This window comes from Frondihabitans australicus (assembly GCF_003634555.1).
Lineage (GTDB): Bacteria > Actinomycetota > Actinomycetes > Actinomycetales > Microbacteriaceae > Frondihabitans > Frondihabitans australicus.
In genome coordinates, this window is the sequence record NZ_RBKS01000001.1 from 2932046 (window position 1) to 2954172 (window position 22127).

Annotated in this window: 24 protein-coding genes, 1 tRNA gene and 1 pseudogene; 15 read left to right on the plus strand and 11 right to left on the minus strand. The window is 69.8% G+C overall.

What is annotated here, in order from left to right; all coding sequences use genetic code 11:
- The first annotated feature begins 88 nt into the window (after positions 1-88).
- Complete coding sequence (locus C8E83_RS13855) at positions 89-1222, plus strand: LacI family DNA-binding transcriptional regulator (RefSeq protein ID WP_121370436.1); 1134 nt, start codon at positions 89-91, stop codon at positions 1220-1222.
- 33 nt (positions 1223-1255) lie between these two features.
- Here C8E83_RS13855 and C8E83_RS13860 read toward each other — a convergent pair whose 3' ends face one another.
- The 3 genes from C8E83_RS13860 to C8E83_RS13870 form a co-directional block, all read right to left on the minus strand.
- Entirely contained in the window at positions 1256-2878 is a 1623-nt protein-coding gene (locus C8E83_RS13860; RefSeq protein ID WP_211331704.1) for a hypothetical protein, read from the minus strand.
- A gap of 161 nt (positions 2879-3039) precedes the next feature.
- The gene (locus tag C8E83_RS13865; RefSeq protein WP_121370437.1) at positions 3040-4419 is read right to left on the minus strand and encodes a pyridoxal phosphate-dependent decarboxylase family protein; all 1380 of its coding nucleotides are present in this window, start codon (positions 4417-4419) and stop codon (positions 3040-3042) included.
- Between the two features lie 74 nt (positions 4420-4493).
- Entirely contained in the window at positions 4494-5375 is an 882-nt protein-coding gene (locus tag C8E83_RS13870) for a phosphatase PAP2 family protein (protein WP_170159945.1), read from the minus strand.
- Between the two features lie 186 nt (positions 5376-5561).
- Here C8E83_RS13870 and C8E83_RS19260 point away from each other — a divergent pair, with 186 nt between their 5' ends.
- The 7 genes from C8E83_RS19260 (at position 5562) to C8E83_RS13905 (ending at position 11545) form a co-directional block, all read left to right on the plus strand.
- On the plus strand, positions 5562-6533 hold the full coding sequence (locus C8E83_RS19260; protein ID WP_147430185.1) for a hypothetical protein: 972 nt from the start codon (positions 5562-5564) through the stop codon (positions 6531-6533).
- Positions 6530-7285, plus strand: coding sequence for a hypothetical protein (locus tag C8E83_RS13880; RefSeq protein WP_121370440.1), 756 nt, complete (start codon positions 6530-6532; stop codon positions 7283-7285). The genes C8E83_RS19260 and C8E83_RS13880 overlap by 4 nt, the downstream gene beginning before the upstream one ends.
- A gap of 19 nt (positions 7286-7304) precedes the next feature.
- Entirely contained in the window at positions 7305-8312 is a 1008-nt protein-coding gene (locus tag C8E83_RS13885) for a GlxA family transcriptional regulator (RefSeq protein WP_245981674.1), read from the plus strand.
- A gap of 63 nt (positions 8313-8375) precedes the next feature.
- Positions 8376-9017 carry an HD domain-containing protein gene (locus C8E83_RS13890; protein WP_121370442.1) on the plus strand — a complete coding sequence of 214 codons (642 nt, stop codon included), beginning with the start codon at positions 8376-8378 and terminating at the stop codon, positions 9015-9017.
- Positions 9018-9052: 35 nt separating this feature from the next.
- Positions 9053-9793 carry an alpha/beta hydrolase gene (locus C8E83_RS13895; protein ID WP_121370443.1) on the plus strand — a complete coding sequence of 247 codons (741 nt, stop codon included), beginning with the start codon at positions 9053-9055 and terminating at the stop codon, positions 9791-9793.
- 142 nt (positions 9794-9935) lie between these two features.
- A complete protein-coding gene (locus C8E83_RS13900; RefSeq protein ID WP_121370444.1) occupies positions 9936-10916 on the plus strand; it encodes an aldo/keto reductase in 981 nt (326 codons plus the stop codon).
- Between the two features lie 65 nt (positions 10917-10981).
- Positions 10982-11545, plus strand: a complete 564-nt coding sequence (locus tag C8E83_RS13905) for a TetR/AcrR family transcriptional regulator (protein WP_121370445.1) — start codon at positions 10982-10984, stop codon at positions 11543-11545.
- A 21-nt stretch (positions 11546-11566) separates the two neighbouring features.
- On the opposite strand, the gene C8E83_RS13910 is transcribed toward C8E83_RS13905, so the two are convergent.
- Both C8E83_RS13910 and C8E83_RS13915 read right to left on the minus strand, forming a co-directional pair.
- Complete coding sequence (locus C8E83_RS13910) at positions 11567-12358, minus strand: glucose 1-dehydrogenase (protein ID WP_121370446.1); 792 nt, start codon at positions 12356-12358, stop codon at positions 11567-11569.
- Positions 12359-12468: 110 nt separating this feature from the next.
- A complete protein-coding gene (locus C8E83_RS13915) occupies positions 12469-13062 on the minus strand; it encodes a CGNR zinc finger domain-containing protein (protein ID WP_121370447.1) in 594 nt (197 codons plus the stop codon).
- Positions 13063-13205: 143 nt separating this feature from the next.
- Here C8E83_RS13915 and C8E83_RS13920 point away from each other — a divergent pair, with 143 nt between their 5' ends.
- Genes C8E83_RS13920 through C8E83_RS13930 form a run of 3 tightly spaced genes read left to right on the plus strand, consistent with a single transcriptional unit; the run spans position 13206 to position 15254 of the window.
- Positions 13206-13934, plus strand: coding sequence for a type 1 glutamine amidotransferase domain-containing protein (locus tag C8E83_RS13920; protein ID WP_121370448.1), 729 nt, complete (start codon positions 13206-13208; stop codon positions 13932-13934).
- On the plus strand, positions 13931-14947 hold the full coding sequence (locus tag C8E83_RS13925; RefSeq protein WP_121370449.1) for an alcohol dehydrogenase catalytic domain-containing protein: 1017 nt from the start codon (positions 13931-13933) through the stop codon (positions 14945-14947). Before C8E83_RS13920 ends, C8E83_RS13925 begins: the two co-directional genes overlap by 4 nt.
- 46 nt (positions 14948-14993) lie before the next feature.
- Positions 14994-15254, plus strand: a complete 261-nt coding sequence (locus C8E83_RS13930; RefSeq protein ID WP_121370450.1) for a hypothetical protein — start codon at positions 14994-14996, stop codon at positions 15252-15254.
- 263 nt (positions 15255-15517) lie between these two features.
- Here the strand turns inward: C8E83_RS13930 and C8E83_RS13935 are convergent, their stop codons facing one another.
- Positions 15518-15811 carry a DUF4193 family protein gene (locus tag C8E83_RS13935; RefSeq protein ID WP_121370451.1) on the minus strand — a complete coding sequence of 98 codons (294 nt, stop codon included), beginning with the start codon at positions 15809-15811 and terminating at the stop codon, positions 15518-15520.
- Between the two features lie 169 nt (positions 15812-15980).
- Between C8E83_RS13935 and C8E83_RS19920 the strand changes: the two genes are divergently transcribed.
- Positions 15981-16301 (plus strand): hypothetical protein, encoded by a 321-nt coding sequence (locus C8E83_RS19920; RefSeq protein WP_245982021.1) that lies wholly within the window; start codon positions 15981-15983, stop codon positions 16299-16301.
- A 143-nt stretch (positions 16302-16444) separates the two neighbouring features.
- On the opposite strand, the pseudogene C8E83_RS19925 reads toward C8E83_RS19920, so the two are convergent.
- Both C8E83_RS19925 and C8E83_RS13945 read right to left on the minus strand, forming a co-directional pair.
- Positions 16445-16855 (minus strand): annotated as a pseudogene (locus tag C8E83_RS19925) (type II toxin-antitoxin system death-on-curing family toxin); the annotation flags it as partial.
- A gap of 7 nt (positions 16856-16862) precedes the next feature.
- Positions 16863-16949, minus strand: a tRNA-Ser gene (locus C8E83_RS13945).
- A gap of 145 nt (positions 16950-17094) precedes the next feature.
- Between C8E83_RS13945 and C8E83_RS13950 the strand changes: the two genes are divergently transcribed.
- Positions 17095-17967, plus strand: a complete 873-nt coding sequence (locus tag C8E83_RS13950; protein ID WP_121370453.1) for an SGNH/GDSL hydrolase family protein — start codon at positions 17095-17097, stop codon at positions 17965-17967.
- Between the two features lie 54 nt (positions 17968-18021).
- Here the strand turns inward: C8E83_RS13950 and C8E83_RS13955 are convergent, their stop codons facing one another.
- Entirely contained in the window at positions 18022-18588 is a 567-nt protein-coding gene (locus C8E83_RS13955) for a YbhB/YbcL family Raf kinase inhibitor-like protein (RefSeq protein ID WP_121370454.1), read from the minus strand.
- Between the two features lie 40 nt (positions 18589-18628).
- Here C8E83_RS13955 and C8E83_RS13960 point away from each other — a divergent pair, with 40 nt between their 5' ends.
- Positions 18629-19159 (plus strand): MarR family winged helix-turn-helix transcriptional regulator, encoded by a 531-nt coding sequence (locus C8E83_RS13960; protein WP_121370455.1) that lies wholly within the window; start codon positions 18629-18631, stop codon positions 19157-19159.
- 9 nt (positions 19160-19168) lie between these two features.
- Positions 19169-20530 carry a DNA repair protein RadA gene (gene radA, locus C8E83_RS13965; protein ID WP_121370456.1) on the plus strand — a complete coding sequence of 454 codons (1362 nt, stop codon included), beginning with the start codon at positions 19169-19171 and terminating at the stop codon, positions 20528-20530.
- Positions 20531-20859: 329 nt separating this feature from the next.
- Here the strand turns inward: radA and C8E83_RS13970 are convergent, their stop codons facing one another.
- Positions 20860-21279 (minus strand): SseB family protein, encoded by a 420-nt coding sequence (locus tag C8E83_RS13970; RefSeq protein WP_245981675.1) that lies wholly within the window; start codon positions 21277-21279, stop codon positions 20860-20862.
- Between the two features lie 79 nt (positions 21280-21358).
- Positions 21359-22039, minus strand: coding sequence for a hypothetical protein (locus C8E83_RS13975; RefSeq protein ID WP_121370458.1), 681 nt, complete (start codon positions 22037-22039; stop codon positions 21359-21361).
- Positions 22040-22127 lie beyond the last annotated feature (88 nt).

Genomic DNA, 22127 nt, shown 5'->3' on the forward strand with positions numbered 1-22127 from the left:
AGCGCTTGACGGCCATCCGGGAGGCTAACACGTCAAGCGCTTGACGTCACGTCGCACGCTGACGCCGAAGCGGCCGTACGATTGCAGGATGCCAGGGGAAGCGATCGAGGGCCCGCGCCCGACGCAGTCCCGCGCGCCCCGCACGCAGACCCGCTCGGCGGCCTCCCGCCCCACCGCGGCCGACGTCGCCGCCCTCGCCGGCACGTCCGTCGCCACCGTGTCGCTCGTTGCAAACGGCAAGACGAAAGGCCGCGTCGGAGCCGAGACGGTCGCCCGCGTCACCGACGCCATCGACTCCCTCGGCTACGTCGTCGACCATGCGGCGAGCGCTCTCGCCCGCGGCACCGCCGACATCGCGGTGCTGATCGCGCCCGACCTCGCGAACCCGTACTACGGCGACGTGGTGCGGGGTGTCACCGAGGTGCTCGGCGACCGGCTGCAGCTCCTGCTCGCCGTGGCCTCGACGGGTGTGCAGCCGTCGCCGGCCGTGATGGCCCGGCTCGTCGGCCTTCGGCCCGCCGGGCTGCTCGTCGACGCGCCGTCGCAGGCGTTCCTCGCGGCGCTGCCGGACGGGCCGGCGACGGTCCTGCTCGACGCACCGGGCGCGGATGCGCCGGGCACGGACGACACCGGTGCAGGCGGCGCGGCGACACCGCGCGACGCCGTCAACTACGACCTCGCGCCGGGCGTCGACGCCCTCGTCGACCACCTAGCCGACCAGGGTCACCGGGTGGTCGCGTACCTCGACAGCTCGACCGGCACCGAGACCCTCGCCCTCCGGCGCCGACTCGTCGCGGCGGCCGCCGACCGGCGCGGACTCCGCCTCGTCGACGGCGCCTCGAGCGTCATCGAGGTCGCGGCGGCGACTCACGCGTTCGAGGCCGCCTGGCCCGGCTGGGACGACTCGGGCGCGACCGCAGTGGTGTGCGCCACCGACACACAGGCCTACGGCGTCCTGGCCGCGGCTCGCACCCTCGACGTCCGCGTGCCCGACGACCTCGCCGTCGCGGGCTTCGACGACCTCCCGTCGTCGCAGGTGACCGCTCCGGGGCTCACGAGCGTCGCTCTTCCGGGCGCGGCACTCGGCCGGACGGCGGCGGCCCGGCTCCTGCGCGCCCTCGGCCTCGACCCCGAGGGCGCAGGAGCAGCGGAACACCCTGCGGCCGACGACCTCACCGCACGCCTGGTCGTCCGCCCCTCGACCCTCGCGCCACGCGGCTGATCGCCGGCCGCTGAGCTCAGTTCGCCGTCGACATCACCTGCTCGGCGCCAGTGCGACGCCACGGTAGACGTCGCCCGCGGCTGCGGCTTTGACCGTCGTGAACCTCGCGGCGCTGGGCACCGTCTGAGCCGAGAGACGATCGGTCACCGTGACGATCCGGTTCGGGTCGGCACCGGGATCGCTGACACCGCCGATCGCCGACGTGACTCCCCACAGGCTGACGCTGCCGTCGCGGTTCACGCGGCCCGCGATGTTTCGGACGCCGTCGACGGCGGGAGCCCACGGGTCGCCGGTGAGGCTGTTCACGCCCGTCGGCAGGCCCTTGACCGTGTAGGGCTGACCGAGCCCGAGACCGGACTGGAGGGTGTAGTCGTAGGTCCACGTGCCCGCGATGAGCGACCACTTCTGGATCCCGGCGAGCGTCTGCTGGGCCGCGGCGGTGTAGGTCGAGCCGTCGTTCGTGTCGGTGCCGTTGCCGGCGTCCGCGACGTAGAGGGTCGAGTCGTTCGCGAACCACATGGCGCCGAAGGCCGTCGCGTTCTGCGGGCCGCCGACTTCCGGCGTCGTCACCGACTTGGCGAGCCCGGTCGGGAAGCCCTTGAGGATGCACATGTTGTACCCGGGCTCACCCGTCGTCGGGTTCACCGTGTCGGGCGTGGTCGGCGCCGCGGCGCCCCGGATCGGTGTGCCGACGCCGGTGGGGCAGGCTTTGCCGGTGGTGTCGATGAAGTAGATCGTGTCGACACCGTTCGAGCCGCTGCCCTTCGAGTAGTACACGACACCGTCGTGCACTGTGACGCCCGCGAAATTCGTGTCCTTACCGAGCTTGTCGGCTTTGGCGACGCCGATCTGCGTCACGCTGAATCCACCTGCGGGGGTGGGCTGGCCGGGCTTCTGCACCCGCTCCGGACCCTTGGCCGGGGTGACCAACTGCGCACCGGTTCCGTAGATCACACCTGGGACGCCCGTGCCCGAGCCGTTGTTCGAGTTCCCGGCGGCGTAGTACCTGCCAGTGGCGTCGTCGAGGATCGCCGCCCGGCCGTTGTCGCCGCTGTAGGCGTTCGTCTCGGTCACGGTGAAGCGGCCACGCGAATCCACGGTGCCGATCGCCCGGTAGTTGGTGCCCGAATCGGGATTCGTGGGGTCGACGACGCCCGGGGTGTTGTCGTTCGAGACGTCGAGCGAATTCGCCGGCGCTACGTAGCCCATGAACGACAACGACGAGCCATCGGTCGACAGGTTGAGCGCACCCTCGGACTTCGACGAGAAGCTGCCCGTCATCACATCGTGACTGCGGTCGCCTCGACCGCGGGCCCCAGCGGGCACGGCGTACGAGCCGAGCGGGCGCCCGTTCGTCGAATAGGCGTCGAGGTACTCGGGGGCGGTCACGCCGAAGTTGCCGTCCACCGTGACGTTGTCCCACACATGGGCGAACGAGCCGTCGGCGATCGCCTTCGCGCCCGTGGGCAGAGTCGTCACTCCGGGCGTGATCATGCCGGGCGTGCCTGCGTAATGAAGGCGGGTCACGACGAGAGCGCCCGGGCCCTGCTCCGGTCGCGGCGACGCCGTTGCCGAGACGGAACCGAAGAGGCAGGTCGCGCCCGCAGCTGTGAGAAGAGCTCCGGCCATCACGGCCCGAGGGAAAGTCAGTCGCACGTGGATCTTCTTTCGTTCTTCGAAGGGATGCGACGGTGGTCTGACCGTCGTCAGGCGTCAGCGTGCTCCGCTGTTATTAACGGAAGGTAACGACTGTTTTCCTCTCAGCGAACGGGTTTCGTCCTGCGTCGAGCAGCGAGGCGAAGCTCCGCGCGGCGCCGCTACATCGTGTCGAGGATCGCCGTCAGCATCTCGAAGGTGGTGAGCGGCGAGATGATCGCGAACCGCGCCACGGGCTCGCCCGCGTGCGACGACGGCACGACGAACGCGACCTGGTCTTCGAGCAGGCGGTCCGACCACGCGTTGTAGTCGTCGAGTGTCCACCCCTCGCGCCGGAACACCACGACCGACAGCTGCGGGTCGCGCACGAGCGAGAACCCGTCGCGCGACTCGATCTCGTCGGCGATGCGCCGGGCGAGGTCGATGCCGTACGAGATCGCCGACCGGTACACCTCGGTGCCGTGGGTGGCGAGCGAGAACCAGAGGGGGAGGCCGCGAGCGCGCCGGGTGAGCTGGATGCCGAGGTCCGACGGGTTCCAGTCGGGCGTCTCGGTGAGCGTGTCGAGGTACTCGGCGTGCTGCGTGTGCGCGGCGAGCGCGCCGGCCGGGTCGCGGTAGAGCAGCGCGCACGCGTCGAAGGGGGCGAACAGCCACTTGTGCGGGTCGACGATCAGCGAGTCGGCGTGCTGGACGCCCTCGAAGACCTCGCGCATCGAGGGCACGAGCATCGCGGCGAGACCGTAGGCGCCGTCGACGTGCAGCCACACGTCGCGCTCCTGCGTGACGGCGGCGATCGAGGCGATGTCGTCGACGATGCCGAAGTTCGTGGTGCCGCCGGTGGCGACGACGGCGAAGACGGCGTCGCCGTGCTCGTCGAGGGCGGCCTGCACCGAGTCGCCGCGGAGGCGTCCGTCTGCTCCTGCGACCGCCTTGACCACGTCGACGTCCATCACGTCGGCCGCCGACGCGATCGACGAGTGCGCCTCGGCGCTGCAGACGACGACCCAGCGGGCCGGGTTCGGCAGGCCCGCCTCGGCCCGACGGCGACGCGCCCGCGTGCGAGCCGTGACCAACGCCGAGAGGTTGCCGATGGTGCCGCCCTGCATGAAGACGCCGCCCGCGGTCGCCGGCAGCCCGAACTCGGAGGCGAGCCAGGTGAGCACCTCGTTCTCGGCGAAGACGGCGCCCGCGCCCTCCATCCACGAGCCGCCGTAGACCGACGAGGCCGACACGACCACGTCGAACGCGATCGACGCCTTGCTCGGCGCCGACGGGATGAACGAGAGGTACCCGGGGTGGTCGGTCGAGATGCACGAGGGCGCGAGGACGTTCTCGAACAGTCCGGCCGCACGCCTCGCACCGATGCCGTCGGCGGTGATCGAGTTGCCGGCGAGGCGCTGCAGGTCGCGAGGGCGCAGTGGCTTGTCGAGCGGGACGTCCTGGTACAGGGCCCGCCGCCTCGCGTACTCGAGCACCTCGTCGACGATCGCGGTGGTGTCTCGGGAGAACGCGTGCATGCCGTTGGCCGGAGGGTTGCTCATGGTCTCAGTCTGGCCCGTGGCGCGTGCCGAGCGAATCCCCCACCGCGAGTGTCACCGCCGCGGTGACGCCGGGGTCACTCCTGCGGGCGCAGCAGCCTCAGCGCGACGACGAGAGCGATCACGGTGGCCAGGGCCCCGAACGCCGCGAAGACCGGCGTCGCCCAGACGGCGGGCTGGACGGCGAAGACGGCCGCGAAGGCGATGATCGCGGCGAGTGTCGGCACGATCCTGGCGCCCGTCAGCTCGATCGGCGACGTGCGCGGCACGAACACGGCCGACGCCGCGAGGAAGAACGCGGCCACGATCAGCACGGCACCCAGAAGGTCGCTCGGCCGATGCCATCCGAGGGCCAGCACCGCCGACGAGACGAGGGCTGTCCAGGCGCCCAGGATCGGGAGGCACCACGCGAGCCACCTCCTCGGCACCACGATCGCCAGCGCGGTCGACACCGCCGCCACGATCACGACGTGGCCGCTGGGAAAGCTGCTCGCCAGAGTCCAGATCGCCGACCCCGGGTCGAGGGCGGGCTTCACGAGGGCGCGGGCGACGGCGTCGTCGACGAGCACGGATGCGGGCACGGCGACCGCGACCGTGGCGAGGTCGCGCCAGCGGCGTCGGGCCGCCGCGATGCCGATCGCCAGGAGGAAGCCGACCACGATGGCGCCGGTTTCGCCGTGCAGGGGCGGCAGCCGCAGAACGGAGTACGGGAAGTAGGCGACCGCTTGCCTCTCGTCGCTGCCGAAGACGAGGACGTTCTCGGTGTGCTGGCCCCACGGCGTCAGGTTCGAGATCGCGTAGACGGCGAAGGCGAGGAGGGCTGCGATCCCTGCGGCTGCGAAGCGGGTGCGGCGCGCGATCCCGGCGCCGTGGGCGCCGCTGACTCCAGGCGCCGCCGAGCTGGCTGCGTGCCTCCGGGTCGGCGCGGGCGCGGGGGTGACGGACGAGGTGGTGCTCACGGGATCTCCTGACGGTTTTCTCTGCCGCCAGAAAGGTAAGCCGCGCCGCGTGCCCCGGTCTTCGGTCGAACGGGTGAGGATTCCTCCCCCGGGAGGACTAGTGCGCGATGACGAAAGGAATTAGATATCACAGTAAACAGAAATAGCGACTATTGTGATAGTCTCCATGCCAAGGAGGGAGAGGACATGGATCTGAATGCAATCATCGGAGCTCTCGCCGCAGCCGGGGTCCATGCGTGGCCCGTCACGAACAACACCCTCTCGACGGACTCGGGTGAGCGCATCCGGGTCAGCGATCAGGCTCGTTCGCCCACACCGAGCGCCATCGCCGCCGACCTGCAGATCGGCGGAGTCGACCGCATCCTCTATTCGGTGCCGACGATGACGCAGAGCCTCCGCATGGCCGTCACCAAGAATGATCGTCTCGTCGTGGTCGCGGAAGACACGAGATCGCTCTGGTTGCATCGCGTCGAGCATGCGCCCGATCGCCCACCGGCCAGGAAGGCGAAGAAGGGCCCCCGCCCCTTCACTCGCTTGGCCCTTGGCCGCTCCCTTCTCCTCGGTTCACCTCAAAGAAAACAGAACGATCTCGCCCGAGATGTCGGGAGTCCCCAATCTGCCGTCTCGCAACAACTCAAACTGCTCAGGGGTCTCGTCGAGAGACACACGGGCGGATACTCCGCACCAACCCCGTCACGACTGTGGGACTACTGCATGGCGGAGTACCCGGGGGCGGGCGGAATCACGACGTACTGGTGGAACGACACCAGCCTCGAACAGCAGGCGCGCGCAGTGCAGGATCGAGTCCGCGACCTCGGCGGAACCGCACTCATCTCCGGTGATCTGGCCGCACGTGTCATCGCTCCCTGGCGCCAACCCGAACACGCCACCCTGTATCTCGACCGCGGTCTCGACCCAGGCGCACTCGGCTTCGCCCTGGCCTCCCGCGACGACCACACACTGTCGATCACGGTTCCCGACGACGCGACGATCTTCGCCACGGCAAGGGCTCATTCGTCGAGGGAGGGCTTGGTTGACGCTGTCATCGCCGCCGTCGACGTATCCCGAACCGGCACCACCGGTGACGAAGACGAGGGTGCCGACCGCATTCGCGGAGTGGTTCTCGATAACGCCCACCGATTGAGACTTCCGGCATGAGACGCGCTGCACACACGATCGCGACGGGACCCGAGGACGACGGCGCCTTTCGCGCTCTGTACGACCTCGCCAGCATTGCGGCTGACCACCCGGAGGTCCGCGTGATCGGTGGCCACATGGTGGGACTCCTGGCAGCCGCGTTCCCAAGCCCTGGGCTCGTCGCCCGGAGGACTGGCGATGCGGACGCCGGACTTCCGTTGACCCTTGCGGACGACGGGTCCATTCACGCATCCCTCGTGCGAGCTGGGTACAACGCGATCAAAGGCAATCGCTATGTCCACGATCAGCGCGTGATCGACGTCCTTGTTCCTACGCTGAATGGTCGGTTCGGCGACACGATCCGAGCTGGCCGCGCCTACGATGCCATGCCAGGCCTCCATCTCGCGCTCGGAGCACCGATCGTTATCGACGCGAACCTGACCCTGACAGACGGCACGGTTCTCGAGTGCGCGGTGCCAGTGCCCACTGTCGAGAACGCCGTCGTCCTGAAGGCCTATGCGTGGCGAGATCGATGGGTGCGCACCGTCAAGGACACGGTCGATCTGTCAAACCTGCTGCACATTGTCGATGCACACGGGCGGGACGAGATCGGTGGCTGGCGACTCGACGAAGGCGGCCTGCAGGGCGCACGAGGCGATGCCGTTCGCATCCTCCACCAAATGATCCCCCCGATTCGCGCCGGGAGTGCCACGCCCCCGGCCTTGGACCGTCGGAAGCTGGAGGTGCTCATCCGTCGGTGGGCACGCGAATGAGCGACTACCCGCACCTACGATGAAGACACAGGAGCCCGGGAGGCCGACGATGCAGCGCACGCACGAGATCGGCTTCCTCGTGTTTCAGGACGTCAAGATGCTCGACGTCGCGGGCCCGTCGGAGGTCTTCGCCGAGGCCAACCTCTTCGGGGCGCGCTACCGCATCAGCATCTTGACGGCGGGCGGCGGCGACGTGCGCGCGACGACGGGGTTGCGCGTGCCCGCCGACGCATCCGCGTTCGACGAGCGGCGCTGGGACACCGTGCTCGTGGCGGGCGGCGATCCCTATCCGGCGAAGCCCGTCTCGGAGGAGCTGATCGATGCCACCAGGCATCTCGCCGCACGCGCTGACCGCGTCGCCTCGATCTGCACCGGCGCCTTCGTGCTCGGAGCGGCGGGGCTGCTCGACGGCAAACGCGCGACCACCCACTGGCGGCACGCGAGCGAGCTGGCCGCCCGGCATCCTGCGGCCCACGTCGAACCCGACCGCATTTTCGTCCACGATCAGGGCGTCTACACGTCGGCCGGGGTCAGCGCCGGCATCGACCTGGCCCTGTCGCTGGTCGAGGTCGACCACGGCGCCGATCTCGCGCGCTCCGTGGCAAGGTCGCTGGTGGTCTACATGCAGCGTGGCGGAGGGCAGTCGCAGTTCTCCGCGGCCCTCGAGGCCCCGGAGCCCTCGACACCTGCGCTGCAGGCAGTCATCGACCGAGTGCGGTCGGATCCATCAGCCGACTACTCGCTCGACAGCCTCGCCCGAATCGCGCTCGTGAGCCCTCGACACCTTTCGCGCCTGTTCCACGACGAATACGGCTCGACTCCGGCGCGCTATGTCGAGTCGATCCGCGTCGAGCTCGCCAAGGGGCGACTCGACGCCGGCCACTCCGTCACCATGGCGGCCGAGCTATCGGGGTTCGGCACACCGGAGGCGCTACGACGAGCCTTCGTCCGCCAGCTGAAGACCTCGCCGCAGCGCTACCAGCGGCGATTCCTCTCGACGCAGCCCGGGGGCGCCTCGATGTCCTGATCGGTGGGATTGACGACAGTCCCAGCGGTCCGCCGAGGCACCCCTCGGCGAGAGGCTTTCTACATGAATTCAGAAGCCATCGCAGGGGTCGAGATCCCCGACAGCCGCCTCGCCCGAGAGGCCACCGAGCTCATCCGAGACACGACGAACGAGCTCCTCTTCCATCACTCGAGCCGCGTCTTCCTCTTCGGCGTCCTCCAGGCACGCGCCCTCTCGCTCGCACCCGACCCGGAGCTGCTCTACGTGGCCGCCCTCTTCCACGACACCGGTCTCGTCGATCCGTACCGGACGACGACGCAGCGGTTCGAGTTGGACGGAGCCGACGAGGCCCGGGCGTTCCTGCTCACGCACGGAATCGACGCGCGGTCGGCCGACACGGTGTGGGCGGCCATCGCCCTCCATACGACGCCCGAGGTGCCATACCGAATGGATCCGATCGTCGCCGCTACAACGGCCGGAGTCGAGATGGACGTGCTCGGGCTGAACCTGACACGCATCCCTCGCGAGCTCCGAGAGCAAGTCGTCGCCGCGCATCCGAGGCCCGACTTCAAGCGCAGGATCCTGAGCGCCTTCCGCGATGGCTTCTCGAACCGCCCCGACACCACGTTCGGCACCGTGAACGCCGACGTGCTCGCCCACTTCGACCCCGGTTTCGTCCGCGGTGATTTCGTGAAGGTCATCGAGGGCTCCGACTGGGCCGAATAACCGCACCTCACCCCATCGCAGAAAGGAACAACCCCATGAGCTCCACCAAGCCCACCATCGTCCTCGTCCACGGCGCCTTCGCCGACGCGTCCGGCTACGTCGGTGTGATCGACCGCCTCGAGGCGGACGGCTATTCCGTCGTGGCACGGCCGAACCCGCTCCGCAGCCTCGCGTCCGATGCCGACTCGCTGCGCACCCGCGTCGCCGCGATCGACGGCCCCGTCGTGCTGGTCGGCCACTCCTACGCGGGTGCCGTCATCGGTCATGCCGTCGAGGGCCTCCACAACGTGATAGGCCTCGTCTACCTCGCAGCGTTCGGCCTCGAGGTCGGCGAGAGCTGCCTCACGGCGCAGGCCGGCTACGAGCCGTCGCTGCTCGCCACCGAGAACGCGCCGACCTCGTACGACGCTCCCGGCGCTCCGGGCGGCCCCGACCTCTACATCAACGAGGGCCGGTTCCGCGAGGTGTTCGCGGGCGACTCCTCCGCCGCGGCAGCGCGACAGATGTACGTCACGCAGCGCCCCCTGTCGGCTTTCGCCTTCACCGAAGCGGCGACGACCCGCGGCTGGGACACGCGCCCGACCTGGTACCTGGTGTCGACCGAAGACAACTCGATCCCGCCGCAGCTCCAGCGGGACATGGCGGCCCGGATGGGCGCGTACACCGAGGAAATCCACGGCTCGCACACCGCCTTCATCGCGCACCCTCATCGCGTGGCGCGCTTCATCCAGCACGCCGCCGACTCGTTCGCCGGTGATCACGTCACCGCGAACTGATCACGAGCCGCCGCACGGCAGGGCAGGGCATGAAGGTGTCCTGCCCTGGCGTGTCCCCGGCTCCTGCGCTCAAGAAGGCCCCGAGCCCACCGGACACCATAAACGGAGGCGTGTTATCGTTTCTCTCGGAAAGGAACGACACATGCAGACACGCACTCTCGGAACACAGGGGCTGGCCACCTCCGCCATCGGCTACGGAGCGATGGGCATCACCTCGGCCTACGGGGCCGCCGACGAACAGGGCGGCATCGCCGCGATCCGCCGGGCGCACGACCTCGGCGTCACCATGTTCGACACGGCCGAGCTCTACGGCATGGGCACCGGCTCGAACGAGCAGATCGTCGGGAGGGCGATCGCGCCGTTCCGCGACGAGGTCACCGTGGCGACGAAGTTCGGCTGGGTGCTGCCGCTGAACCCGGCGAAGCTCTACGACAGCCGCCCCGAGCACATCCGCGAGGTCGCCGATGCGAGCCTCCGCTACCTCGGCGTCGACACGCTCGACGTGTTCTATCAGCACCGCGTCGACCCCGACGTGCCGATCGAGGACGTCGCCGGCACCGTCGGCGAGCTCGTGGCGGAGGGCAAGGTGAAGTACTTCGGCCTGTCGGAGGCCGCGCCCGACACGATCCGCCGGGCACACGCGGTCCACCCCGTGTCGGTGCTGCAGAGCGAGTTCTCGATCTTCGAGCGCGCCACCGCGGCGGACGTGCTCCCGACGACCCGCGACCTCGGCATCGGCTTCGTCGCCTACTCGCCGCTCGGCCGAGGGTTCCTCACCGGCGACGTCAAGCCAGCAGCGGAGTACGCCGCCGACGACATGCGAAGCACCGACCCGCGCTGGCAGCCGGGCAACTACGAGAAGAACCTCGCCGCGATCGCGGCCCTCCGCGAGCTGGCCGCGACGAAGGGCGTCACGGTCACTCAGCTGGCGCTGGCCTGGCTCCTGGCCCAGGGCGACGACGTCATCGCGATCCCCGGCACGCGCAGCGTCTCGCGCGTCGAGGAGAACACCGCGTCCGCCGACGTCGAGCTCAGCGACGGCGACCTGGCGCGCATCGACGAGATCGTCCCCGACGGCGCGTTCGGCGCCCGCTACGTCGACCTCGTCATGCCGGTCGGCTGACCGGCGTCGCAGGCGACAGGGGAACAGCGTCGCAGGGGACGGCGGAATGCTCTTACGCTGATCCTGTGACGGTGATCGACCTCGACGTGTTCCGCGCGCCCCGGCCCCGACGGGCCGACGGTGCGCGGAACTTCGACGCGATCCTCCGCGCCGCCCGCGACGCGATCCGCGAGGAAGGCTCCGACGTCGCGCTCGAGACCGTGGCCGAGCGCGCCGGCGTCGGCATCGCGACGCTCTACCGGAACTTCCCCACGCGCGAGGTGCTGATCAACCACCTCTATGTCGACGAGATCGAGGCCATCGCGCAGGATGCAGTGGCCGTCGCCGGTCTCGACCCCCGCGCCGCGCTCACCGAGTGGACTCTGCGCTTCGCCGAGCACATCGGCGCCAAGCAGCAGCTCGCGTCCGCCATCGACGAGGACGGCCCCGTCTACGAGGCGTGCGTCCGGGTGATCGTGGCGACCTCGGGTCCCGTCATCGCGCGCGCCCGTGCCGCCGGCGCGCTGCGGCCCGACGTCACCGACGACGACGTCACGCGCGGCGTCTACGGCATCGCGACGATGCCGGCCGACGGCGCCGAGCAGCGCCAACGGATCCTCGAGGTGTTCCTGCGGGGTCTGCAGGCCTGACCGGCGAGGCGGGGTCCGCTCCTAGTACTTGATCGACTGGCCACCGTCGATGGGCAGCACGACGGCGTTCACGTAGGCGGCGTCGTCCGACAGCAGGAACGCGACGACCGAGGCGATCTCCGCCGGCTCACCGTAGCGCTTCGTCGGGTTGACCTGGATGAACTGCTCGGCGGCCTTCCGCGGGTCCTGCGGGTCGAGCTGCTTCATGGCGTTCTCGACCATCGGGGTCCAGATGGCGCCGGGCGCGATCGCGTTGATCCTGATTCCGTACTGGCCGTACTCGATGGCGGAGTTGCGGGTCAGGCCGACGACGCCGTGCTTGGCTGCCGCGTAGCCGGACTGGTTGCCGATGCCGGTGATCCCGCCGACGCTCGCCGTGTTGACCACCATGCCCGAGCCCTGCTCGCGCATCACTCTCAGCACCTTCTCGAGCCCCAGGAACGCGCCGTGCAGGTTGATCGCGATGACCTTGTCGAACTCGTCGGCCGTGAAGTCCTCCGTGAGGTTCTGGCGGCCCTCGATGCCTGCGTTGTTGAAGAAGCCGTCGATTCGGCCGAAGCGCTCCAGCGTCGCGGCCACGTAGGCCTCGACGTCGGCCTCCTTCGAGACTTCGGCGATCGCCGTGAGGACCTCGGCCTGAGGTGCGGCCTCCAGGATGGCGGCCGTCGAATCCTGCAGCCCCTTCTCGGAGATGTCGACGATCGCGATCTTCGCGCCCTCGGTGGCGAGCCGGATGGCCGTCGCGCGGCCGAGGCCCGAGCCGCCTCCCGTGATCAGGACGACTCGGTCGGTGAATCGGGTGGCGGTGCTCACAGGGGTGCTTCTCCTTCGTCGCAGTCGGCGCCGCCGATGCGGCAGGCGCGGGGCCTCGTCGTCGAGGCCTCCTTTACACTACGCCTGTCGTTTATCTTGCGGTGACCGCGTCAGGCCGAGTGAGCGGCCTGCTCGGCCTTGCGGCTTCGGTACGCGCGCATCGACATCTGGGAGGCGCAAGAGGCGCTGCAGTAGGCACCTCCGGTGTTCTTGGTCCGGTCGTAGAAGCCCTTGTAGCACTTCGGGTTCTTGCAGGCCTTGACCCGCTGCCACACACGAGGGTCGGCGGAGGCCTGGACGCCGGCGCCGATCACGCTGGCCAGCGCGCCGGCGACGCCGTCCTGAATCGGCTCCAGCACCGTGCCGGCACGGCTGATCACCGCGGCGAGCGGATACAGGCGCGCCGCACGAGACAGGTACGCCGTGGCCGCCTCGGCCTCGTCGCGCTCGTCCAGACCGACGTGCTCCTTCAGGATCGCGAGCAGCGCCGACCGGAGTTCCCGCGCCACGAGCACGTCGGCCTCGGTGACAAGCGAACCGTCGAAGGGGATAACACTGTCACTCAACCACTGGCGCGTGGAGGAGGCATCGACGAGCTGCTCCTCGCAGTTGCCCTCGATGGCGCGCGTGTTGACGAAGTCCAGCAGAACGCCCACTCCCGCAGGGGTGTCTCCGCCGTTCTCGACGTCTCGTGATTCAGTCATGGAACCAGTCTAGGGAGTGAGTCTCGAAAGTTCAATGAAAATAACTTGAGCAGAGTCTTGCGCAATCAAGTTAGTTGCTATTACGTTTCGAGTATCACATCGGCCGAAAGGGTCGATGACACCGAACCGAAAGAAGTCAGACCATGTCCTCAGTTCTCCTCGTCGTCAGCTCCGCCAACGTGTGGACCCTCAAGGACGGCAGCAAGCACCCCACCGGTTTCTGGGCCAGCGAGTTCATCGAGCCGCACCGCGTCTTCACCGAGGCCGGCTTCGACGTCACGATCGCCAGCCCCGCCGGCATCGCCCCGACCGTCGACGAGTTCAGCCTCGCCCCGGCCATGAACAACGACGATGCCGACGCCATCCAGGCCCAGCGCGACTACCTGGCCGCGCTCGGCACCGAGCTGACCTCGCCGGTCGCCCTCGAGAGCGTGAACCCCGACGACTACGACGCCGTGTACGTCGCCGGTGGCCACGGCCCGATGGAGGATCTCGCCGACAACCCCACCATCGGCGCGATCTACGCCGCCCTCGCCCCGCAGAAGGGCAAGGTCGTCGCGGCCGTCTGCCACGGGGTCGGCGCGCTGCTGCCCGCGAAGGCGACCGACGGCTCCTGGATCTTCGCCGGCCGGAAGATCACCGGCTTCACCGACGAGGAGGAGACCGCGCTCGGCTTCGGCGACAAGGCGCCCTGGCTGCTCGAGACCCGTCTCCGCGGCGCCGGCGCCGACTTCGTGGGCGGCCCCGCCTTCGGCCCTCACGTGATCGTCGACGGCAACCTCGTCACCGGTCAGAACCCCGCCTCCGCCCGCCCCTCGGCCGAGGCCGTCGTCACCGCGCTCGCCGCGCTCGCCTCCCAGGCCGCGCGATGAGCGCCACCGGCACCTACCGGGCCGTCCAGGTCGCCGCTTCGGGAGCCCTCGAGCTCACCGAGCGGCCCCTGGCGGACCCCGGTCGGGGCCAGGTGCGCCTCCGCGTCGAAGCCTGCGGCATCTGCCACACCGACGCAGGAGCCGTGCACCCCCACCCGGCCACGGAGCCCGGCATCGTGCCCGGCCACGAGGTCGTCGGCATCATCGATGCCCTCGGCGAGGGTGTCACCCGGTGGTCGGTCGGCGAACGCGTCGGCGTCGGGTTCCTCGGCGGCCACTGCGGCCAGTGCGCGAGCTGCCGACGAGGCGACTTCGTCAACTGCCAGGACCAGGACCGCACCGGGCTCACCATCGACGGCGGCTACGCCGAGTACATGGTCGCCCGCGAGACCGGCCTCGTCGCCATCCCCGCCGAGATGACGTCCGTCGCAGCGGCACCGCTCTTGTGCGCCGGGATCACCACGTTCAACGCCCTGCTGAAGGGGGCGCCGGAGCCCGGCGACCTCGTCGCCATCCAGGGCATCGGTGGCCTCGGACACCTCGCCCTGCAGTACGCCGACAGGATGGGCCTCCGCGTCGCCGCCATCGCCCGCGGCACGGCCAAGGAAGGCCTCTCCACGGAGCTGGGCGCCGACCACTACATCGACAGCGCGGCCACCGACCCGGGCGACGAGCTCGCGAAACTCGGGGGCGCCTCCGTTATCGTCACCACCGTCGCGAGCGGCGCCTCCTCGAGCTCTCTCATCGCGGGCCTCGCCGACCGCGGCCGCCTGGTCGTCGTCGGAGCCTCGTCCGAGCCGGTCACCGTCTCGACCGGCGATCTCATCGGTCGCGGCATCGCGGTTCTCGGCTCGCTCACCGGTACCCCGATCGAGAACGAGCGGGGCCTCGCCTTCGCTCACGCCCAGGGCGTCAAGGCCCTCATCGAAGAACGCCCGCTCGCCGACGCGGCCGCCGCGTTCGACCGCATGCTCAGCGGCGAAGCCCGCTTCCGCATGGTCCTCGTCCCGTAACCCACCGACCCCTCAACCCGCACCACCCTCCGGAAGGAACGACATCATGAACGCCACACAGAACACCAGCACTGCCATCCGCACCCTCCGCGGCTCCTACACGGGCACCGGCCACGGACTCGCCGGTACCTTCACGGGCCGCCGCACCGACGACCTGGCCGGCCGCTCGACGGGCCACTACGTCAGCAGCCAGGACCGCGGCAGCGCCCGCGCCGTCTTCGGCCGCTACACCGACTCCGAGCGGGTGGCAGACCTGCCCGCCGTCGTCGAGGCCTCCGCCGACGTCGACCACCGGGTCGCCGCATAGCGACCATCGACCGTCGACCTGCCGACGGCCCTCACCGACCGCTGCCGCAGGACCCTGCCCGCTCAGCCATGGCGCAGGATCCTGCGGCAGCTCTTCCGGCGTGGATCGGAGCGCAGCTCGACTCGCTGAGCGACACGGTCCGGGCGAGTCTGCCGGCGGTCGAATCGGTCGCGCGCGCGTGAGGTGGCGAAGTCAGCTGGCATACCCTCCAGACGCCGGGCACATCTCGTCCTTTGGCCGAGGGGCTTGCGGCCAGAGGAGAGCTACAGCGCTGCGCACTCCATGCAGATCGGGCCGAGCTTCGTCTCGTGGTCGAGCAGGCTGCGCTGTCGGACGAGGAAGCACTCGACGCAGGTGAACTCGTGGTCCTGCATCGGCAGCACCACCACGTCGAGCGCCTCGTCGACGATCGAGGCATCGAGCTCGAAGCCGTCGGCGTTGTCGCCCTCGTCGAGGTCGGCCGCGAGGCCCGTGGCCCTGGTCGAGCGTGCGTCGATCGAGACGGTGTTGTCGTCGGTGTCGGGGGCGTTGCGTGGGGCGTCGTAGTCGGCTGCCATCGGGATCTCCTGCCGGTCGTTCGGGTGGTCAGGCTCCGTTGCCCGCCGCAACTATAGATGCGATGCGGCCCTGGTCAAGTCCCGTTCGCCTGCGGCGCAGGCCTTAGCAACGATCGAGGCCGCGGGGGTCTTCGTTTCGCAGGAGCGCACTTGTCGACATCATGGCTTCATGCGCACCGTCGAGGACTACGTGAACGATGTGATCCCGCGCGTCTACATGCCCGTCATGAGCGAGCTCCTGACGGAGCAGGAACTCTCAACGCTCGAGCTGTCGATCCGGGCCGCGCCCGATGGCGCCGCACTCCCAGGCGACTTCGTGATCGGCACCGACGAGGAATGGCTCGTCGTCACCGTCCATGGCGAGCAGTTCAACGCCTGGCTCGCCGCAGACATGACCGACGACGAGAACCGCCAACGGTTCTCCTCCGACCTGCAGGACTGGATCGCCGAAACGTCGTTCGGCTGGGGACAGCTCCGCGGCACGATGTAGCCGCTGGTCAGGATGCACGGTATCGTCGTGGCGATCGCGGCGACCTCGAGCTCGGAGGTGGCTGCCTCGATCATGAAGTCGTATGCCGCGTCGACGTCGAAGCCCTGATCGAGCATGGCGCCGTTTACGCCGAGGAACACCCACGCGGCCGCCCACGGGGTGCGCTTGTTGTCGTCGACGAGCGCGTGGTTGCGCGCCAGCGAGTGCAGCAACGCTGCAGCCTTCTGCCAGAGGTCCGGGTAGGCATGGACTCGGAAGACGCTGCTGCGGGGTCTCGCCACGGCGGCGTCGAGTAGCCCGAAGTCGCGCACGGCGACCGTGCCGCCGAACGCCGCGCTTCCTCCTGTCAGCACGTCGAAGCGGTCGAGGAAGTACGTGCTCACGCGGCGACGAGCGGAGCGACGTCGCCGGGCCGAGCGCAGCGATGGCCCACAGCGTCGAGCGAGCGGAGCGATGCGCTGACGCGCGCCGCCGGGAGGCGGCCAGACAAGCACGGCGCGCAATTGCAGAAGCCCTGCCGGTGGCCGAAGGCCAACCAGGCAGGGCTGATGCATTTTCGCGCGGTACCGGTGGGATTTGAACCCACGGTGGAGTTGCCCCCACACATGTTTTCGAGACATGATCCTTCGGCCGCTCGGACACGGTACCGGGAGAGAGTTTAGTACATCTCGCCGGATGGTTCGAACCACCCCGTTCCAGGGCCGCAACCGGTGCGCCGGCCCGCCGGGCGCGGTGCCCGGAGTCCGAGCGAACGCACACGTCCGACCGACCACCCGGGCGTAGTGTCGCGCTCATGAGCAGCGCCCGCACAGCCATCGCCGTGGCCGCCGCCACGGCCGCTGCGGCCGCCGGCGGCTACACGTACTACCGCCGCTTCATGGCCCGTCGAGACGCCGCCGCCGACATGCTCAACAGCCTCCTGCCGGTGCACTCGAAGTGGTGGCGCGACCGCTTCAGCCGCGACGGAGCCCTGCAGTACGTCGCCCTCGGCGACTCCGCCGCACAGGGCATCGGCGCGAGCAAGCCGTGGCGCAGCTACGTGGGCCGCATCGCCGGGCACATCCGCCGCACGACGCACGGCACCCTCGCCGTGAAGAACCTCAGCGTCTCAGGAGCCACGACCCACCTCTGCAAGATCGACCAGGTCCCGCGGCTGGCCGACTACCCGGCCGACGTCGTCACGGTCGCGATCGGGGCGAACGACATCGCCGGGTTCGAGCCGAAGCGCTTCGAGCGCAACCTCCGCGCGATCTACAAGGCCCTGCCGTCGCACGCCATCGTCGCCGACCTGCCATTCATGGTGCTGCCCGAGCACGAGAAGAAGGTCGCGGTCGCCAACGAGATTGTCCGCCGTGTCGCCGGCGACTACGGACTCGTCGTCGCTCCGCTCTACGCGACCACGCGACGCCAGGGCTACCTCGGAACCCTCCGCCACTCGGCAGGCGACCTCTTCCACCCGAACGACGACGGCTATCGCGTCTGGGCCGCAGCCTTCTACCCGGCGATCGACGCGCGCCTGGCCCGCATCGCGGCCGAGCGAGCCGCCAGCGACGTCACCGCCACCCGCCGCGTCACCTCCGTCGCCGCCACCGTGGCCGACAGGGCGCAGGATGCAGCCCTCGCCTCGTCCACCCAGCCCCCGCCGGCCGAGCAACCCGCCGGCTGACCACAGCGGCGCACCTCGCGCGGTCGCGCCACGGCTGGCAGCCTCGGCTCCTGCTCACGCGATCTCGTACAGCCCTTCCGTGGTGGCACGCCCCAGCACGTGGCCCCGCAGGGCGCCCAGCAGGTCGTCGAGGCCGAAGGCCGAGGGCAGCTCGAGCCTCTGGTCGGCGGCGAACATCTGGAACACGTACGCATGCGGACCGTGTGACCGCACAGGCATCGGGCCGGCCCACCCGCGCCGCCCCATGACGCCCTTGCCCTGGCGCAGGCCCGCGACGGGGCTCGGGAATGCCAGCGCGTTCTCGGCGAGCGCGCCCGACGCCGGGTCGATGCCGGCGACGAGGACGTGCAGGGCGGCCTTGCCGAAGGGGACGTCTGGATCTTGAGCGATGAGCACCAGCTCGGCCGTGCCACGGGGCGGTGTCGTCCACTCGAGGGGTGGGGAGACGTTCTCGCCGCGGAGCCGACCCCGGTAGCGGTCGGGCATCGTGGCGCCAGACGCGAACGCGGGGCTGGTGAGCTCGAACGACTCGGGGGCCTGGAGGTCGTCGCGAGCCCAGACGAGGGTGTCGCGGCCGGCGCGGCGGTTGCGCAGGAGAAGACCGAGGGGATTGGCGGGCATCGTGCTCCTTCAAGAGTGTCTTTAGGTATACTAAAGACCTATGAACGCTGATGCAAACGACGGCCCGGCGACGGTGCCGCAGCTGGGTGCCCAGGTGCGGACGGCGACGGCGCTGCTCTATCGGCGCTTCCGCAGCGAGCGCCCCGAGGGCGAGCTCGGCGATCGCGCTCTCGAGGTGCTCAACCGGCTCTACAAGAACGGCGCGCAGACGCTCACCGAGCTCAGCCGCTACGAGCGCGTCTCGCCGGCGTCGATGAGCCAGTCGGTCAACCGACTCACCGAGGCGGGCTACGCGGTGCGGAGCCCGCATCCCGACGACGGGCGAAAGGTCCGCTTCTCGACCACGGCGGCGGGCGACGAGGTGGCGCGCGCCGCTCGCGAGCAGCGAAACTCCTGGCTCGACGCTCAGCTCGCGACGCTGCCCGAGTCCGATCAAGAGGCAGTGGCGCGGGCGGCGATCATCCTCATGGGCATCGCGACCTCACCCTCGACGGCTGTCGCCGATCCTGCGACCCGCTCTGTCGACTCCGCCCGCGGGACGGCGCCCCGCGCTGTCGGTGGCCGCGCCTAGAGTGTCGACATGGCTCGAGTGACCTCCACGTTCCGCTGCACCGAGTGCGGGTGGACGTCGATCAAGTGGGTCGGCCGCTGTGGCGAGTGCCAGACGTGGGGCTCCGTCGTCGATGCTGCGGCGAGCACGGCGTCTCAGCGTGGCGTGGCGCCCATCGCGGTGAACGCCGACCGGGCCGCGCGACCGATCACCGAGATCGCCGCCGACAGCGTCGCACACTGGCCGTCGGGCATCGCCGAGTTCGACCGGGTGCTCGGTGGCGGCATCGTTCCCGGTGCCGCGATCCTGCTGTCGGGCGAGCCCGGGGTCGGCAAGTCGACCCTCCTGCTGGAGGTCGCGTCCCGAGCGGCGGCTCAGGGGGCGCGTGTCCTCTACGTCACCGCGGAGGAGTCCGCGTCGCAGGTCCGCCTCCGCGCCCAGCGCACCGGGGCCATGCACCCCAATCTCTACCTCGCCGCCGAGGTCGACCTCGCTGTGATCCTCGGTCAGATCGAGCAGACCGATCCGCAGCTCGTCATCGTCGACTCGGTGCAGACCGTCTCGTCGTCGCTCAGCGACGGCATCGCCGGCGGGCCGTCACAGGTGAGGGAGGTCGCATCGACCCTGACCCGAGTGTCGAAGGACCGCGGCGTGCCGATCCTCATCGTCGGCCATGTGACGAAAGACGGCTCGATCGCCGGCCCGCGGCTGCTCGAGCACCTCGTCGACGTCGTCTGCCAGTTCGAGGGCGACCGGCAGACGGCGCTCCGCTTCGTGCGCGCGCAGAAGAACCGCTTCGGGCCGACCGACGAGGTGGGCTGCTTCGAGATGACCGGCGACGGCATCGCCGAGGTGCCCGACCCGTCCGGGCTGTTCATGTCACGCGGCGGTGCGCCGGTCAGCGGCACCTGCATCACCATCTCGATGGAGGGGCGACGCGCTCTCCCCGTCGAGATCCAAGCGCTCATCGTCGGGTCGTCGACCCCGCAGCCTCGCCGAGTCGTCAACGGCGTCGACTCGTCACGCGTCGCCATGCTGCTCGCCGTGCTCGAACGACGCGCCGGCATCCGGCTCGGCGACGCCGACGTCTATGTGTCGACCGTCGGCGGAATCAAGATCACCGAGCCCGGCGCCGACCTCGCGATCGCCCTGGCTCTCGCCAGCGCCAGCCGCGAGAAGAGCTACCCGCACACCCTCGCCGCCATCGGCGAGATCAGCCTCGCCGGGGAGATCCGGCCGGTGGCCTCGGCGAAGCAGCGCGCCTCCGAAGCCCGGCGGCTCGGCTTCACGCAGCTCGTCGACGCCGAGTCCGGGCACCTGCGCGAGGCGCTGCGGCTCGCCTTCGGGGCCGCATCGTCCGATCGCGACCGCGAGCTCGACGCAGCGTTCTAGTCTCGCCGCGTGCCTGTCGCCGCTCCTGCGCCCGTCACCCGTGCCCCGCGTCACCACACTCCACCGAGGCCGCGCACGCAGGGGAGGGATTCGCCGTTCGGGGAGAAGTTCACGGGCCAAGGAGGAATCGGCCCCGCGAAGGCTTCGCCGTTCGGGAGGATGTCACTCGGCGCCGGGAGGAGAACCAGCATAGAACGCACGCGCGGGAGGGCATCCGCCCGAATGTCGACGGCCCGGGAGGACGCCGTCGCTCTGACTCCTCCCGAACGCCCGCGTCGCGCAGAATCCTCCCGAACGCACACGCGGTCGGGACCGCGCCGACAGCCGGCCTACTCCCCCGGGTTCGGCCGCAGCGCCTTGAGGAGGTCCTCCGGGTTCGCCGCCATCGTGTGCGGGCCCGCGATGTCGAAGAAGACCTGCTCGATCACGTCGAGGTGCGCCTCGATGAACTCGCGCAGCTTCGGGGCGTCGTAGAGCATCACGAGCCGCGTCTTCTCGTTCGGCACCATGGCGGCGTACGCGTCGGCCGACGAGAACAGCAGCAGGATCCGCTTGTCGGTGTTCTCTCGCCCGAACACACGCACCTGCTCCTCGCGGGCAGCGGCACGACCGCCGCGCCCGGTCACGAGCCGAGGCACGACGACGGTCCCGTGCCGCAGTGCGAAGGCGACCGCGGCGACGTCCTGCGCCGCGAGGGCGTCCTCGAGCTGAGGCGAGCGGAATTCGGGGGCGTCGGTGTTCGGTGCCATGGAAGCCATCGTTTCGAAAGAGGAGCGGGAGGAGCGGAAGAGCGAGAGGACCAGAGGGAGCGGGACAGACGGAGTGCGGTCAGTTCAGGATCATGAGCGCCGACGTCGACGAGGTGATGGAGCCGACTGAGACGGACAGGTGGTAGCTGGCCCCGCCCGCCGGCACCGAGCTGCGGGTCGAGCTGCAGGTCGACGTGCTCGACCGGGTGCGGTCCCAGGTGATCGAGGGGGTGGTGAGGGTCTGTCCCGCCGTCATCGTGACGTTCTGGTGAGTGCCGTTCACCTGGCAGTCCTTCGAGGTCCAGTACGTCTCGGAGCCCGAGGTGACCGTGAGCACCTGCTCGGCCGACCCGAGGTCGATGGTGCACTTCGACGACGACGTGTTCGTGATCGACATCGAGATCTTCGGCTGCTCGAGCGACGAGTAGGTCTCCTTGTCGGCGATCGGCTTGAGTGTGATGTCCGACGCGGTGCACGTGCCGTCCGACGACGAGCCGGACCCCGAAGCTCCCGCCGTCGCGGTGGCCGTGGGCGCAGGAGCCGACGTGGCCCCGGAGGTGGGAGCCGTCACCGTGGGTGCCGTGGACGGCGTCGCCGTCGGAGAAGCCGTCGCCACGGGCGTCGCCCCTGATCCTGCGACCGATCTCACGGCGATCACGATGAAGACCACCACCAGCACGAGCACGAGGATCGCCGTCGCACGACGCCGCCAGTACACGCGGCTCGGCCGCGAGCCCACCGGGTGCTTGAACGACGACATGCGCCCAGGTTAAGCGCCGATACGCGTCATACCGGTCTTTGCGGCGGCGCGCCAGGCAACCCGAAGCCTGTGCACATGAACCGCGCTC

Coding starts and splice junctions, on each gene's coding strand:
- C8E83_RS13975 (WP_121370458.1), bottom strand. CDS start 22,039: ATGTCGTCGTTCAAGCACCCGGTGGGCTCGCGGCCGAGCCGCGTGTAC.
- C8E83_RS13915 (WP_121370447.1), bottom strand. CDS start 13,062: ATGACTGAATCACGAGACGTCGAGAACGGCGGAGACACCCCTGCGGGA.
- C8E83_RS13855 (WP_121370436.1), top strand. CDS start 89: ATGCCAGGGGAAGCGATCGAGGGCCCGCGCCCGACGCAGTCCCGCGCG.
- C8E83_RS13865 (WP_121370437.1), bottom strand. CDS start 4,419: ATGAGCAACCCTCCGGCCAACGGCATGCACGCGTTCTCCCGAGACACC.
- C8E83_RS13955 (WP_121370454.1), bottom strand. CDS start 18,588: ATGCCCGCCAATCCCCTCGGTCTTCTCCTGCGCAACCGCCGCGCCGGC.
- C8E83_RS13900 (WP_121370444.1), top strand. CDS start 9,936: ATGCAGACACGCACTCTCGGAACACAGGGGCTGGCCACCTCCGCCATC.
- C8E83_RS13970 (WP_245981675.1), bottom strand. CDS start 21,279: ATGGCACCGAACACCGACGCCCCCGAATTCCGCTCGCCTCAGCTCGAG.
- C8E83_RS13935 (WP_121370451.1), bottom strand. CDS start 15,811: ATGGCAGCCGACTACGACGCCCCACGCAACGCCCCCGACACCGACGAC.
- C8E83_RS13925 (WP_121370449.1), top strand. CDS start 13,931: ATGAGCGCCACCGGCACCTACCGGGCCGTCCAGGTCGCCGCTTCGGGA.
- C8E83_RS19920 (WP_245982021.1), top strand. CDS start 15,981: ATGCGCACCGTCGAGGACTACGTGAACGATGTGATCCCGCGCGTCTAC.
- C8E83_RS13895 (WP_121370443.1), top strand. CDS start 9,053: ATGAGCTCCACCAAGCCCACCATCGTCCTCGTCCACGGCGCCTTCGCC.
- C8E83_RS13890 (WP_121370442.1), top strand. CDS start 8,376: ATGAATTCAGAAGCCATCGCAGGGGTCGAGATCCCCGACAGCCGCCTC.
- C8E83_RS19260 (WP_147430185.1), top strand. CDS start 5,562: ATGGATCTGAATGCAATCATCGGAGCTCTCGCCGCAGCCGGGGTCCAT.
- radA (WP_121370456.1), top strand. CDS start 19,169: ATGGCTCGAGTGACCTCCACGTTCCGCTGCACCGAGTGCGGGTGGACG.
- C8E83_RS13950 (WP_121370453.1), top strand. CDS start 17,095: ATGAGCAGCGCCCGCACAGCCATCGCCGTGGCCGCCGCCACGGCCGCT.
- C8E83_RS13930 (WP_121370450.1), top strand. CDS start 14,994: ATGAACGCCACACAGAACACCAGCACTGCCATCCGCACCCTCCGCGGC.
- C8E83_RS13885 (WP_245981674.1), top strand. CDS start 7,305: ATGAAGACACAGGAGCCCGGGAGGCCGACGATGCAGCGCACGCACGAG.
- C8E83_RS13920 (WP_121370448.1), top strand. CDS start 13,206: ATGTCCTCAGTTCTCCTCGTCGTCAGCTCCGCCAACGTGTGGACCCTC.
- C8E83_RS13880 (WP_121370440.1), top strand. CDS start 6,530: ATGAGACGCGCTGCACACACGATCGCGACGGGACCCGAGGACGACGGC.
- C8E83_RS13960 (WP_121370455.1), top strand. CDS start 18,629: ATGAACGCTGATGCAAACGACGGCCCGGCGACGGTGCCGCAGCTGGGT.